The 14,566-nt window shown below is 56.8% G+C and carries 12 protein-coding genes and 1 pseudogene; 4 read left to right on the forward strand and 9 right to left on the reverse strand.

The annotated features are described in order from the left end of the window. Positions 1–79: 79 nt before the first annotated feature. From phnH to IEX01_RS20110, 4 genes and pseudogenes are all read right to left on the reverse strand, one after another. On the reverse strand, positions 80–664 hold the full coding sequence (gene phnH / locus IEX01_RS20095) for a phosphonate C-P lyase system protein PhnH (protein WP_048887172.1): 585 nt from the start codon (positions 662–664) through the stop codon (positions 80–82). A gap of 122 nt (positions 665–786) precedes the next feature. Then, positions 787–1,512: a phosphonate metabolism transcriptional regulator PhnF gene (phnF, locus tag IEX01_RS20100; protein WP_024557266.1), complete on the reverse strand. Its 726-nt coding sequence runs from the start codon at positions 1,510–1,512 to the stop codon at positions 787–789. 187 nt (positions 1,513–1,699) lie between these two features. Further along, positions 1,700–1,948 (reverse strand): annotated as a pseudogene (locus tag IEX01_RS20105) (PAS domain-containing protein); the annotation flags it as partial. Positions 1,949–2,496: 548 nt separating this feature from the next. After that, entirely contained in the window at positions 2,497–2,832 is a 336-nt protein-coding gene (locus IEX01_RS20110; protein WP_024557264.1) for a zinc ribbon domain-containing protein YjdM, read from the reverse strand. 636 nt (positions 2,833–3,468) lie between these two features. Here IEX01_RS20110 and crfC point away from each other — a divergent pair. After that, a complete protein-coding gene (crfC, locus tag IEX01_RS20115; RefSeq protein WP_188724433.1) occupies positions 3,469–5,832 on the forward strand; it encodes a clamp-binding protein CrfC in 2,364 nt (787 codons plus the stop codon). A gap of 2 nt (positions 5,833–5,834) precedes the next feature. Next, positions 5,835–6,701 carry a diguanylate cyclase regulator RdcB family protein gene (locus IEX01_RS20120; protein ID WP_024557262.1) on the forward strand — a complete coding sequence of 289 codons (867 nt, stop codon included), beginning with the start codon at positions 5,835–5,837 and terminating at the stop codon, positions 6,699–6,701. Between the two features lie 7 nt (positions 6,702–6,708). Here IEX01_RS20120 and IEX01_RS20125 read toward each other — a convergent pair whose 3' ends face one another. Next, positions 6,709–7,620, reverse strand: coding sequence for a LysR family transcriptional regulator (locus IEX01_RS20125; protein ID WP_024557261.1), 912 nt, complete (start codon positions 7,618–7,620; stop codon positions 6,709–6,711). Between the two features lie 105 nt (positions 7,621–7,725). On the opposite strand from IEX01_RS20125, the gene IEX01_RS20130 reads away from it, so the two are divergent. Then, positions 7,726–8,445, forward strand: coding sequence for an SDR family oxidoreductase (locus IEX01_RS20130; protein WP_029696808.1), 720 nt, complete (start codon positions 7,726–7,728; stop codon positions 8,443–8,445). 143 nt (positions 8,446–8,588) lie between these two features. Here IEX01_RS20130 and kdgT read toward each other — a convergent pair whose 3' ends face one another. Then, complete coding sequence (kdgT, locus tag IEX01_RS20135) at positions 8,589–9,581, reverse strand: 2-keto-3-deoxygluconate transporter (protein ID WP_024559819.1); 993 nt, start codon at positions 9,579–9,581, stop codon at positions 8,589–8,591. A gap of 408 nt (positions 9,582–9,989) precedes the next feature. Between kdgT and kduI the strand changes: the two genes are divergently transcribed. Then, a complete protein-coding gene (gene kduI, locus IEX01_RS20140; RefSeq protein ID WP_188724434.1) occupies positions 9,990–10,826 on the forward strand; it encodes a 5-dehydro-4-deoxy-D-glucuronate isomerase in 837 nt (278 codons plus the stop codon). 76 nt (positions 10,827–10,902) lie between these two features. Here the strand turns inward: kduI and yghU are convergent, their stop codons facing one another. The 3 genes from yghU to IEX01_RS20155 all read right to left on the reverse strand — a co-directional run bounded on the left by yghU (position 10,903) and on the right by IEX01_RS20155 (position 14,564). Further along, on the reverse strand, positions 10,903–11,748 hold the full coding sequence (yghU, locus tag IEX01_RS20145) for a glutathione-dependent disulfide-bond oxidoreductase (protein ID WP_188724435.1): 846 nt from the start codon (positions 11,746–11,748) through the stop codon (positions 10,903–10,905). A gap of 132 nt (positions 11,749–11,880) precedes the next feature. Then, positions 11,881–13,485, reverse strand: coding sequence for a methyl-accepting chemotaxis protein (locus tag IEX01_RS20150; RefSeq protein WP_024557256.1), 1,605 nt, complete (start codon positions 13,483–13,485; stop codon positions 11,881–11,883). Between the two features lie 203 nt (positions 13,486–13,688). Beyond that, the gene (locus IEX01_RS20155; RefSeq protein WP_048887130.1) at positions 13,689–14,564 is read right to left on the reverse strand and encodes a metal ABC transporter substrate-binding protein; all 876 of its coding nucleotides are present in this window, start codon (positions 14,562–14,564) and stop codon (positions 13,689–13,691) included. Between the last annotated feature and the right edge of the window lie 2 nt (positions 14,565–14,566).

Here is a 14,566-nt window from a genome sequence, read left to right on the forward strand (position 1 = left end):
GTTAGCAAAGTGTCGACTGACTGTAGCAGAGCGCCGTCCGTTGCACCTGCGCCAGAATGCTTATTAAAGGCTACCAGTATTAGCAGGCTTCCACATGCGCAGCGCGAGGAATGGCCAGCAGGCGGTCGCCGCAGGTGAGGATAAGATCCAGACCGAGCGAAAGGGCATGGGGAAATTCATCAAGCATATGGATAACGCTTTGCGGCAGTTGCGGGGCCACCATGCGCTCTTCGGCGATGCCCGCGCCGGTCAGGCGCAGCATGCGCCCGCCGCTCAGGCTCGCCACCTGCATAATGAGCGTAATGCCGTTCCCGCAGGCGCTGGCGTTGTGCTGTGAAAGCGTCATCAGCACCTCGGCGTTCAGGGTCTCATCCGCAACGGCGAACTGGGCTTGCTCAGGCGCGTTGCACAGCGGGGCGCCAGTATGAAGACGCAGATGCTGACGCACCTTGTCGTTAGCGAAAGGCGCGGCGAGCCAGACCGGCGTGGCGTCATCGGTAAGCGTCAGTAAAAGGCTGCTGGTGGCGATGCCAAGCGGCTGCCAGCCGTGGCTTACCTGTGAAAGCGAAACAATGACGCCCGGCTCGCTCATCGCTTTTAGCAGGCGACGAAAGCTGTGTTGTGCATCATGAAGGGCAGAAGAGGAATCAGTGGTTAGCGTCATGCAATTTCTCCGCGCATCGGCGCAACGAAAAAAGCCCGGCGGCGTTGGCCGGGCGACAAAAGGCACACAGAAAGAAAACAGCGGGGCGCTTTGCGCGCGGCGCGCAGGGTAAGGGAGCTGGCTCATTCATGTTCCATCGTAAATTCAATCATGTCGGCGCGGTTAAGGCTGACGGAATACTCCGCCGCCTGTGCGTCGCCCGCACGGTGGTTGAGCGTGCGCACGCAGAGGATCGGCGACAGAGTGGGGATTTCGAGCCAGCGGCTCTCTTTCGCCTGGGCCGGACGGGCGCTGATGCGTGTTTGGGTGCGACGCAGCGCCACGCCCAGGCGCTCCTGAAGAAAATCATGCAGCGAGCCGCTGGCGAACTGCTGTAGCGCAGGCCACCAGCGCAGCTCGGCGAAATAGTGGTCGATGACGCATATCGCCACGCCGTTCACCCGGCGCAGGGTGCGCAGATGAATAACGTTTTCACCTTCTGCAACGCCAAGCGCCTCGGCGACGATGGCGGAAGCGGGACGTAGCACCGCCAGCAGCCGCTCGCTGGTGGGATGACTGCCTTGCTCGAGCAAATTCTGGCTAAAGCGCGTACGGGCGTTGAGCGGGTAATCGAACGGGCGCATCAGCACCAGCACGCCGACGCCCTGGCGGCGCTGCACCCAGCCGCGCTCGACCAGCTCATCAATAGCGCGGCGCAAGGTGTGGCGGTTTACCTGATAATGAGCGGCAAGCTGGCTTTCCGCAGGCAGATAGTCGCCGCAACGGTAATGGCGCAGCTCCTGCTCAAGCCGGGCGGCAATCTCCTGGTAGCGCGTGGGAAAGCTGGTCGGATGTCTGGATAAGTACATGGTCAACAGTGCCTCATGGTCGTACCGAAAAAGACCGGGGCCGCCAGCGAACATGTCTGGCTCGGCCATGAAAGTAGGCTGACCGCAGAAGATGACGATTAAATGAAACTCAGGTTGCAGCGCAGTGAAGCGTCGCGTTCGCCAGTAAAAAGGGTCGCAGAGCGACCCGTTGAAGAGGTTAGCGGAACACAAGCCCCGTCCAGGGTTCGCCTCTTTTCAGCGTTTCCCACATATCGACAAAAACCTGTGCGGGCATATCAGGATGGCGTACCACATTGTGCGGCTGTCCGATAAGTTCGTCGCGGTCGAACCCACTCGCTTCAACAAAGCTGTCATTGGTATAGGTGATATAGCTTTGGGTATCGGTGGTCGACATTAATGTTGCGTGGTCTTCAAGGATATATTCTATATCGGTAGCGAAAGGGTGCTTGCGCATAATTTCATCCGTTGGAGCTTAATCCATCAATTCTGATCGTTACTTTTATTTTCGGCGGGAAATTACAGCGCTTTAGCCTGGCGGAAAAATTTGTTTTGCACGGGACGGTGTCAGTAAATAAAATGGTATTTCAATTTAAGTGCTGGTAATTAAAATTTAAGCGGTAATTTAATCTGTTGATTGCAAACGAATTTATGTGAAACTGCCGTAGCGGCATTTTTTGGGCGTGAATAAGAAGCTAGCATAGCTTTAATAATGTTTTTATACAGCATAAAAAAGAAATAAATTACCTGAAAGAGGCGTGATTCTGATCGCACAATTAACCCGATACCGTCAGAGTTCTCTTTTTTTATGTGAATGAGTTTCTGCGGAAATAGACTCGCTATTGGCGGCAAATAAACAGAAAATGCTGAGGCAGACGAGGATTTATAGTCAGTTCAGCCCCTTACGTCAGGTTGTTGTACCAGCGGGCTATAGCGAGCGGGGAAGAGGGCGTGCAGGCGCAGCGAAAGGGCGAAAAAGCGCCCTGCGCAAGGCAGGGCGGGGCGTCAGCTTTTTTTCACAAACTCAGACTTGAGCTTCATGGGGCCAAAGCCCTCGATTTTACAATCAATATTATGGTCGCCTTCCACCAGGCGAATGTTTTTCACCTTTGTGCCGATTTTCAGCATCGAAGAGCTGCCTTTTACCTTGAGATCTTTGATTACGGTAACGCTGTCGCCGTCGGCAAGCAGATTGCCGTTCGCGTCCTTCACGATAAGCGCGTCGCTTTCAGCTGCGGCTTCGCCGGGTTGCCACTCATGGCCGCATTCCGGGCAAACGTACAGACCGTTGTCTTCGTAGGTGTACTCAGACTGGCACTCAGGGCAGTGGGGTAGTGACATAAAGTGTCCTCTAAAAAAGAATAAAACTGGCGGTAAAAGTGGCGTCGCCAGAGAAAAGTAACAGGCGCCAGGGCGCAAAGGGCGGCAATTATACCGCAATTCCCTGCCTTTTTTGGGTTTATTCTGCGTTAAAAACGCGAATAACGGACAGGGCGTGACACACCCTGTCAAATGCCTGGTTCATGATAGGAATGTCTCGCAGATAAAGACGGTCGGCGTATCGTTTTCTTCTCTGCTCAAGAACATATATCGTGATTTATTAGCGCGCAGTGTTATTCTGAGGAGGCTTATCTGAACGGAATTTATTAGCCTTTTACGGCAGACTGGCTTTAGCGCTTTAAAACCGTCTGGTAAAGCGTGGGCGATATATCCTTTTAATCACTTAAAACACGCTATTCTGTATTGCGCCGCAATGCGGAGGGCGTTGTAACGACGGGAAAAACATTCCCGCATTGCTTATATAGCTTAAAGTTTATTTTACCATAGCGATGGTATGGCATTTTATTAACTGGGTTGCACCTGGTGTCGTTGTGATTCGCAAGATATTTTCCTCACGTAATTATAAAAAGCGGTCTCAGATTATTAAAAAGAGAAGACACAAAAGATTAGCCAATTTGTGTTAAGGAAAGATTTTTCATGCACACACAGACATTTTTTGAATTAAGCCAGGAGGCGGAGCGGCTGCTACAATTCGCGTTGCATAATCTCAACGCCTTAAAGCAGATGCCTTCCGGCATGCAGGAAAACCACCCGACGGCGGATGCCGGACGAAGCGCCACCGTTCATCCGCTGCACTTCAGCGCGCGGGGCGTAGAGGCGCAGCAGGAAACGTTGCAAAACGAGCTGCGTAAAATTACCCAACAGGAAATGGTGCTGGCGATTGTCGGCACCATGAAAGCGGGGAAATCCACCACCATTAACGCCATTGTCGGCACAGAAGTGTTGCCTAATCGCAATCGACCGATGACTGCGTTGCCAACGCTTATTCGCCACACGCCAGGACAGAAAGAGCCGGTGCTGCATTTCTCCCACGTGCGACCGATAGAGACCTTAATGCAGGCGCTGCAAGAGCGGCTCGCTCATTACCCCCGCGACTTGCTGGCCGGGCAGCTGGAAGTGGATAACGATATGGAAAGCCTGCTGCAGCGTATTATCAGCGGCACCACGTTTGAAAAGCACTACCTCGGCGCGCAGCCTATTTTCCACTGTCTGAAAAGCCTCAACGACCTGGTGCGGCTTTCAGGCGTGCTGGAGGTACCTTTCCCTTTCAGCGCTTATGCGGCCATTGAGCATATTCCGGTTATCGAAGTGGAGTTCATGCATCTCGCCGGGCTTGAGAAAGGCCACGGGCAGCTGACGCTGCTGGACACGCCGGGGCCCAACGAGGCCGGGCAGCCTCATCTGCAACACATGTTGCAAGAGCAGATTTCCCGCGCCTCCGCGGTGCTGGCGGTAATGGATTACACCCAGCTAAAGTCAATTTCCGATGAAGAGGTGCGTCAGGCGCTTGCCTCCGTCAGCAAATCGGTGCCGCTGTTTGCGCTGGTTAATAAATTCGACCAGAAAGATCGCAACAGCGACGATGAAGCGCAGGTGCGCGCGCTGATTGCCGGCACGCTGATGAAAGGCGCTATCGATCCCAGCCACGTTTTCCCGGTGTCGTCGATGTGGGGCTATCTGGCGAACCGCGCCCGGCATGAGCTGGCGTTACGCGGATCGTTACCCGACCATACCGAGCAGCGCTGGGTGCAGGATTTCGCCGAAGCGGCCCTGGGACGCCGCTGGCGTACGGCGGACCTGAGCGATGTGGATCATGTTCATCACGCGGCGAATCTGCTGTGGGAAGATTCGTTGTTCGAACAGCCCATCAAAGCGCTGTTGCACGCCGCCCACGCCAACGCCTCACTTTATGCCCTGCGTTCCGCCTCGCATAAATTATTGAACTATGCGCAAAGCGCTGAAGAGTATCTGGCCTTTCGCTGCCAGGGGCTGGAGATTAAAAGCGAGCGGTTGCTGGAGAATATTAATCAACTGGAAGAAGATATCGACCGGCTTGAGCGTTGCCAGGAGAGCGTAAAAGAGGCGGTGCAGCACGAGGTAAAACTTGCGCTGCAAACCGGGGCGGAGTGCATCGCAGGCCATGAAAAGCAGATCCAGCAAGCCATTCATACCTATTTTCAGACCGGCAAGGTGCCGCCTATCGAGCTGAGCAGCACCATGAGCAAGGCGGTGCTTCGCCGCAGCGATTTTGAGCCAGGCTGCCAGCAGATTGTGCTGGAAGAGGAGAGCGATGCGCGCCTGATGATGCACAAGCTTCGCGCCTCGTGCGAAGTGATCCTGCTCTCTGTTCAGGAGAACCTGACGCGTGAGCTGGCGCTGCATTTTCGCCACCTTGAGAATGCGCTCGGGTGTATTTTGCGCGACGCGATAGCGCCGATTGAAGCGCGCGTGGCGAATGGCCTTAGCCAGGCGGGATTTAGCACGCATATCTCGCTGCCGGCCTTTGAGTCGAGCCAGCTTAACTTCAACGCGCACCAGCTTTTCACCGACGTAATAGAAGAAGCGCGCGCGCCGGTCTCTCAGGCGCGTCGTCAGGGAGGCATGCGCAGCACAATGGCGCGATGGCTTAGCAGCAATGAGTGGCGATGGGAAGAGTACACCATGACCAGCGCCCGCTATGTCATTGATTTGCCCAAGCTGCAGGAACGGCTGAGCCAGTACGTCAGTCACTTCTGCACGCAAATTCGCAAAGCGATGAATGCGCAGATTGATATCTCGGTAACGGCGGGGCTGGCGACCTTTTTCGCGGAGTTTCAGCAAGGGTTAACCTCCATTGACGCCAGCCTGCGCCAGAGTCTGATGGCTCGTCAGCAAAGCGAGACGTCGCTGGCCCAGTTGCGCCGGCAGCTTACGCACTGCGCGACGGCCGCTCAGTTTATTCATGAGGATGCAAGACTGTTGCGCGACGACATTCAAACGCTTTTCCTGGCGGAGCAGTAACCATGAGCAGCCTGTTAATGGAAGGCCCGGGGCGGCACGTTAGCTGCCTCGGCATCAAACTGATGGTGGATTTAGCGAAGGGCATTCATCAGACGCGTCCGAGCCGGCTTGCGCCGCACCAGCAGACGATTCGTGAACGTTTGACCCAGGAGCTAATGCATAAAGCGCCGTTGCGTCAGTGGGCGGCGTCAGGCTCGTTGATGCACAACGACGTCCGGCTGCTGCAATGGCTCGATCAACTGGCCGGGCTTTTATCGCCCGGCCATCTGGCGATAAGCCTGGTCGCAGACAGGCTTAGCAAACTTCAGGCGCAGGCCGGTAATGACGCCGGGCTGCACGCCCAACTGGAAATGCTGAGTACGCAGTTTCAGCAGCGCATGACGCGTCTGGAAACGCAGCGGCAGAAACGCGATTTACCTGCGGAGGCGCATCAGCACTGCGAACAGGTGCTTGAGCGCTGGCGCGGCGGGCGCTACAACGCCTGGTCGCCCGCTGGCCGCTGCTATGTCGCGCTGGAAGAGCTGCGTTGGGGCGCCTTTGGCGAGGCCGTGCGCCTGGGAACGGCGGATGAAAGCGAAACGCTGCTGGCGCGGTTGCGCCAGCTTGCCAGCGAGCAACTGGCGGAATCGGTGAACGCCTCCGCGGGCACCCGCCATTTTTATCACCACTGGCTCACCACGCCGCCTGCGCCAGGGCTGATGGATTACAAAGATACGCTGAGCTGGCTTGGCGACTGGAGCGACAGCGAACGCCAGCCCGTCGCCTGGTCCGTCACCCAGACCTGGCAGAGCGTGGCGCTCGGCATGCCGCGTCTCTGCTCCGCCACGCGGCTCGCCAGAGCGATGGTGGATGAGGTCTTTATGGCGTAGGCGCGGCTCAGGCGTCGTTAAGCCACTGAATGAAAAAGTCGCTGAAGGCGCTTACCTGGGCAGGTTGAAAACGGCGCTGAGGATAGACAATCTGCAATCCCACCTGCTTTTCGTCACGGGCGTTAAACCCGATAAACGCCCCGGCGAAAAGCACGTTCAGCCTGCCTTCTTCTACGTCGCGCTTTACGTCCCACCAGGATTTGCCGGCGATGCCAGCGCCCGCCAGCGCCCACTGGCGCAAAAGCGCGCCGTCGCTGCAAACCATATGCGGCGCGACGCGAACGGTCTGCATTTTTCCCTGCTGCTCAAAACGCCATTCGTTAAGGATTTCGCCATGCCGCTCCATCGCAAGACAGCGGTGTTCCGCCAGCGCTTCCGGCGTCGCGGGCGATCCATATTTCGCCAGATAACCGGGAGAGGCGACCAGCACGCGGTGATTCGGGCCGACAGAGCGCATAGCGAGGCGGCTGTCCGGCAGGTTGCCGAAGCGGATGCTCATGTCGAGGCGGTGCGCTATCAGGTCCACGACCTCTTCGGCGAGCAGCAGCACGCTTTTTACCTGCGGGTGCAACTGTGAAAACGCCAGCAGCGCCGGGGAAAGAAACTGGCGGCCAAAGTCGGAAGGTGAGGCGATGCGCAACGTGCCGCTAAGCTCTCCCTCTTTTTGCGACAGCTTCGCCTCCGCCAGGCTGACCTCTTCCAGCACGCGCAAAGCAGCGTGATAAAACTCCTCGCCCGCGCGGGTAAGGGCGATAGCGCGCGTGGACCGGTTGAAAAAGCGCGTCTGGTAACGCTCCTCCAGCGCTTTCAGCCGTGCGGTCATGGTCGCAGGAGAGAGAGTAAGCCGCCTGCCCGCCGCCGCCAGTCCGCCCGCTTCCACCACCGCCACCAGCAGTGCCATATCCTCAAGCTTGCCCATTATTCCGTTTTCCTGAATAGAGCCTGTTGTTTTGCTGCAATTATCAAAGATGAGCCGGAGAAGTAAAGTCGCTTTATCGCAGACAGAGACGATGAGGAGATTACGATGAGCAGCACAAGAACCCTGATTATTGGCGGCGCGACAGGCATTGGCTTCGCAGTAGCCCAGGCGTTAAGCGAGCGGGAGGGCAGCATTGTGCTGGCCGGACGAGACGAGGAGAAACTGGCGGCGGCGAAAGCGCGGCTGCATGGCGTGGCGAAAACGCAGACCGTCACGCTGGATGTTGCAAGCGAAGCGCAGGTCGCACAGCTCGCGCAAACGCTCGGGGCGGTGGATCATATTATCGTGACGGCTGGCTCGCAGGCGCCCGGCGGCGCGCTTTCGCAGGTTGACATCAGCGCGGCGAAGCAGGCCTTCGACACCAAATTTTGGGGCAGCATCGCCGTGGCGCATCATCTCGCCGGGCTTATCCGCCCTGGCGGTTCCCTGACGCTGACCACCGGTTTTCTGGCGCGCCGGGCCGTACCCGGAACGTTTGTAAAAACCGCCATTAACGCCGCGCTGGAGGCGACGGTAAAAGTGCTGGCGCGGGAGCTGGCTCCGCTGCGCGTAAACGCGGTAAGCCCGGGGCTGACCGACACCGAAGCTTACGCCGCCATGACGCCTGAAGCGCGGGAGCAGATGCTGGCGCGTGCCGCCGCAACGTTGCCGGCGGGGCGGTTCGGCCGACCGGAAGATATGGCGCAGGGGTATCTGTTTGTTATCGACAACCCGTTTGTTACCGGCACGGTGGTGGATATTGAGGGCGGGGCGTTAATTAACTAAGGCGTGGCGGCGGACCCCGTCGCCTGTTCACGCTAAGCGAGGGCGGCTTCTGGCGCACCTGGCCCGCTGCTGTCTTTTATTTCCCTCTCTTTTGCCCGCTCATCCTTAACCAAAAAGAAACCCCGCTTTCGCGGGGCTTCGCATTACCTTTGCAGCGACTGCTCGCTGACCGGTTTTGCCTGCGGCACGCTCTTCGCGACGTGCCTTGCGTACAGTGCCGTAATGATAGGCACAAGGATGGCGGTGACGATGACGCTTGCCGCGACCAGCGCGGTGGCGGAAGCGGCCACGGGCTCAAACGCCGGGTTAATCTGCGCGATGATAACCGGGTTAGCCACCGCCGCGCCCGCGGCCGACGAGGCCGCGATGCCCGCCGTGCCGTTGCCGCCGCCAATCACTTTATCGGCGATAATCAACGGAATGCCGGTGATGATAATGACCGCTACGCCAAGCAGCACGCCGAGCAGGCCGGTATCCATAATGACGCCCAGGTTGATGGTGTTGCCGAGCGCGAAGCCGAAGAAGGGGATCAACACTGGCGTGGCCTTGCTGAAGAAGGCGCGCAGATCGTGGTCAAGGTTGCCAAGCGTAAAGCCAATCAGGAACGGCAGCACCGCGCCGACAAAGTGGTGCGGTTCAAACGAGGCCAGACCGGCGGAACCCAGAATAACCATGGTCATCAGCGGACCGGATTCCAGCGACATCAGCACGAAGGCGCCAGATTCCTCTTTGGTGCCGTACTGGTTCATCAGGCTGGCGTAGAGACCGCCGTTGGTCATATCCATCGCGGAAACGATAGCCAGTACAGAGAGCCCCGCCAGAAAACCGGTCTGAATGCCGGTATCGGGAATAAACATAGAGGCAATCATCGCCACCACCCACGCCACGGCGATTTTTGTTATCACCAGCGTGCCCGATTTACGTAATACCGTACCGGTGGCGCGTAAATCAATTGACGCGCCGATACAGAAAAACCAGACGGCGAGAATGGGCACCGTGCCGGTAATCATCCCTTTTGTAAACGAACCGAAATAAGCCCCTGTTTCTGGAGCGAAAGTATTTAAAACCGCGCCAAGCAGCAGCGGGATAAGCATCATCCCACCCGGGATGCGTTCCATTGTGGCTTTAATTTTCATAAAAATACCTCAGCAGTCTGTTCTGCACCGGAGCTAAAAAAGGGTAAAGCGATCCCGTCGATGAAAATTTTTATTTTTCATCGGCTTATGCGTATTTCCTGGTAAGCCTCTCACTGCGTTGACGCAGCGGCAGGCGTAACGTGTGGCAATCAGAAAAAGCGTTTTTGTCGCTGATTTATCCTGTTCGTTAACTAACTGGTGCTACTATCCTCTGTATGGAATATTGATTCAATAGTAATGAAACACTGTTTTAGTTATCCTTGTCACATTATTGATTGCGCGGTTTGTTACCATGAATGACAGTGAAAATTAATGTAAACACCTTGTTATTTATTGTTTTGAATATTCAGTGTTAATAATCACCTGGGTTATTTCTTAAGCCCGGAAAAAACAGATTGAGGAGCCAGAATGGACGTTCGCCAGAGCATTCATAGCGATCACGCAAAAACCCTGGATACGGCCGGGTTACGCAAAGAATTTTTGATTGAAAAAATTTTTATCGCTGACGACTACACCATGACCTACAGCCACATCGACCGCATCATCGTGGGCGGCGTTATGCCGGTAAGCCGCACCGTAAGCGTGGGCGGCGAAGTGGGCAAACAGTTGGGCGTCAGCTATTTCCTGGAGCGCCGCGAGCTGGGCGTTATTAACATCGGCGGCGCGGGCATCATCACCGTTGACGGCACGCGTTACGAAATGAACCCGCGCGACGGGCTTTATGTGGGCAAAGGGGCGAAAGAGGTGGTGTTTGAGAGCGTGGACGCCGCGACGCCTGCGCGCTTCTATTATAACTGCGCCCCTGCGCATACCACGTTCCCGACCAAACGCGTGACGCCAGCCGACGTTTCGCCGGTGACGCTTGGCAACGATGTCACCAGCAACCGCCGCACCATCAATAAATATTTCATTCCGGACGTGCTGGAAACCTGCCAGCTCAGCATGGGCCTGACTGAACTGGCGCCGGGAAACCTGTGGAATACCATGCCGTGCCATACCCACGAGCGCCGCATGGAGGTCTATTTCTACTTTGGGCTTGAAGAGAACAGCTGCGTGTTCCATATGATGGGGCAGCCGCAGGAGACGCGGCACCTTGTAGTGCAAAATGAGCAGGCGGTGATTTCGCCGAGCTGGTCGATTCACTCCGGCGTCGGCACCCGCGCTTATACCTTTATCTGGGGCATGGTGGGAGAAAACCAGGTCTTTGACGATATGGACCACGTCGCGATCAAAGATCTGCGTTAACTCTCTGTCTGGTTTAAAAAAGCACTAAGCCAGCGCAATAAAAAAGCCCCCGTCTTCCGGGGGCTTTTTTTATCGCTTAAAGACCAAGTTCGTCAAAATCGGAAGCGCTATGGCGCTCGTGGAGCTGCTTATCGCCCCAGGTGCGGTTAACGATGCTGCCGCGCTGCACCGCCGGGCGCTCTGCTATCGCTTTCGCCCAGCGCATCACGTTGTGATAAGAGTCCGCTTGCAGGAACTCGCTTGAGTCATACAGGCCGGAAAGGATCAGGTTGCCATACCACGGCCAGATGGCGATATCGGCAATGCTGTACTCATCGCCCGCGATGAACTTGTGCTCCGCCAGCTGGCGGTCCAGCACATCGAGCTGACGCTTGGCTTCCATGGTGAAACGGTTGATGGCGTACTCAATTTTCACCGGGGCGTAATGGTAGAAGTGACCAAAGCCGCCGCCGAGGTAAGGCGCGGAGCCTTGCAGCCAGAAGAGCCAGTTCAGCGCTTCAGTACGTCCGGCCAGGGTTTTCGGCAACAGCCGACCGAACTTCTCCGCCAGATAAAGCAGAATGTGGCCCGACTCAAAAACGCGGATCGGCGTGCCGGTGGAGTAGTCCAGCAGCGCCGGGATTTTCGAGTTGGGGTTGACCGCCACAAAACCGCTGGAGAACTGGTCGCCTTCGCTGATGCGAATCAGGTGCGCGTCATACTCCGCGCCGCTTTCGCCGAGCGCCAGCAGTTCCTCCAGCATAATCGTCACCTTCTGGCCGTTGGGCGTGCCGAGAGAGTAGAGCTGGAGTGGGTGTTTGCCCACCGGCAGATCTTTTTCATGGGTGGGGCCAGCGATAGGACGGTTAATTTTCGACCAGGAGCCGCCATCCTGCGAGTTCCAGGTCCAGACTTTCGGGGGCTGATAATCATTTTCTGACATAGTAGATCCGCCTTAAGTGATGGGTGGGTGTTTTGCGTTTCTGGAGTGTAGCAGCAGCGCGTCAAGAAAAGTGTTAGCAACTCGTGGCGTTAAACAATGACAAAGCCCCGGGCGGGGCTTTGTTCAACATCATCAGGCGATGACCTGCCGCAGGGCGGAGGTTGGCGCTGCTGCGCTGTTTTCACTCACATTCCGCGGCGCGAGCGTAAAGACGCGGGTGCTGCCCGTGAGTTCGGTGACCTGTTCTGTCATGGCGTCGGCGGAAGTGGCGAGCTCCTCCACCATTGACGCGTTGCTCTGGGTCACCCGATCCAGTTCGGCGATGGCCTGGTTTATCTGCTCAATGCCGCGCTGCTGCTCCTGTGTGGCGTTGGTCACCTCGTCCATCAGATCGCGAACATGCGTAATGGTGGTGATGATTTCCGACATCGACTGCCCGGCCTGCGTCACCAGCCGCGATCCTTCGCCCATTTTATCGGTGGTGCGGTCGATAAGCTGTTTGATGTTTCTTGCCGCCTCTGAACTGCGGTGCGCCAGGCTTCGCACTTCGCCCGCTACGACCGCAAAGCCCTTGCCGTGTTCGCCTGCCCGGGCCGCTTCTACCGCCGCGTTCAGCGCCAGAATATTGGTCTGGAAGGCGATGCCTTCGATAAGCGTAATGATTTCAGTCATTTGATCGGCGCTGCCGGCGATATCGCGCATGGTGCCGGAGACCTGATTCATTACGTCGCCGCCCTGGCGCGCGCGGGTGGCGGCGTCGCCCGCCATCGCTTTCGCCTGGCGGGTGTTTTCGGCGTTATTGCGCACCGTGGAGGTTATCTCTTCCATACTGGCAGCCGTTTCGATCAGCGCGGCGGATTGCTGCTCGGTGCGGGCGGAAAGCTCGCGGTTGCCTGAGGCGATTTCCGCCGAGTGGTTAAGCACCGTTTCGGCGGAGTGGCGAATCGCGGAGATAAGTTTGCGCAGCTCTTCCTGCATCATCGCCAGCGAGCTCATAATGTTGGCGCGGCCATTGTTCTCGATAGGGTGGCTTAAATCGCCCGCCGCGATGATAGCGGCGACGGCCTGCGCACGGGCGGGTTCGCCGCCCAACTGCCGCACCAGGTTGGTGGTAAGCTTCCAGGCTATCAGCATGGAAACCAGCAGCGCGAGCGCTATCAGCGAGAGCTGTACGGTGCGGGCGGTGGTGAAGGTATTTTCGGTCTGGCGGGTATCGGCATCGGCTACGGCGATTTCGCGGTTCTCAAGCGTTAATAAATCCGCCATCAACTGCGTGCGATACTGCCGGGAATTGTCACCGCTAATCTGGCTCGCGCGAGCAATATCTTCCTGCTGCAACGCGTCCAGCACCGCATTATTTGAAGCGGCGAACGCCTGGAAATTATCAACGACGCGTTTAACCAGCGGCTCCGCTTTTTTATTTTCCGCCAGCGCCAGGTAACTGTTTTGCGCGTGCAGAAAGTTCGCTATCGCCTGGTTGAGTTCGACCCGGTGTTTATCCCGCTCCTGACGGGTTGCAGAGGCTATCATCTGCACCTGTTGCAGGCGCAGTTCCGAGAGAACGCCGCGCATTTCCAGCGTGTATTTTACTGCCGGCACGCTCTGCATCAGCAACGACTGCGCCTGCCTGTTGCTCTGGTTTAAATAAAACAGCGAGACGATCCCCATCACCAGGACAAAAAGGACAAGGGTGGCGAAACTCATTATTATTTTTTGGGTAAAGGTTATTTTTTTCATTTTTTAGCGCCATAGCATGTGTGTAGTCGATGCAGTCATTAACGGCATAAGCGCTATGGCGCTTTATCAGGCTTTAACGCGCTTTATTAATCCTGATCATTTTTTTTATCATTATTTCTTTTTTTGGGAACATTGTTTCGTTTTTGGCGTTCTTTTTTCTAAGCGGCGTTCCCGACCGGCGCGTTGCGGCGGGAACAGGACCGTTATTTCATGCTGGCGGCCATCGTTTCTACGTTATGCCGAAAAGCCGACAGGTAGTCCGGCGCGGGGCCGGATGGCTTGCTGAGCGCCTCCGGGTAAAGCTCGCCGCCCGATTTCGCGCCGCTGGCGCTGGCGATTTGCTGTACCAGCCGCGGGTCGGTCTGGTTTTCAATAAAGTAAGTATGAATATTTTCTTTTTTCAGCTGATCGATAAGCGTCGCCACGTCGCTGGCGCTGGCTTGCGCCTCGGTTGAAAAGCCGACCGGCGCGAGAAACGTCACGCCATATTCCGCGCCGAAATAACCGAAGGCGTCGTGGCTGGTCAACACCTTGCGTTTTTCTGGCGCAATCGCGGCAAATGTCGCTTTCGCCCAGCTATCCAGTTTTTCCAGCTGCTGAATATAGGCTTCACCGCGCTGCTGAAAATACGCTTTATCTGCCGGGTCCGCTTTGATTAACGCGTTCATCACGTTGCGGGCATAAATAGCGCCGTTTTTTGCGCTGTTCCAGGCGTGCGGGTCGGTGATGGTTTGGCCGTCTTCGTTCATCTTGCGCGTGACGACGCCTTGCGAGGCGACCACCGGGGCGTTTTTCGTACCGGAGGCGTTTACCAGCCGCGTCATCCAGCCCTCCAGCCCCAGGCCGCTGGTAAAGACAATGTCCGCCTGGCTCAGCGCCTGGCTGTCTTTGGGCGTGGGTTCGTAGGTATGTGGGTCGCCGTCCGGCCCTACCAGCGTAGTAACGCGCACATGGTCGCCGCCAACCCTGGACACGATATCGCCCAGCACCGAGAAGCTGGCGACGGCGTTAACCTGGTTTGCCAGCACGCCTGGACTTGCGGCGAGCAGCAGCGCGAGCGCAGTGATTTTTAGTTTCATCT

The sequence above is a fragment of the Franconibacter daqui genome, assembly GCF_014644275.1.
GTDB lineage: Bacteria > Pseudomonadota > Gammaproteobacteria > Enterobacterales > Enterobacteriaceae > Franconibacter > Franconibacter pulveris.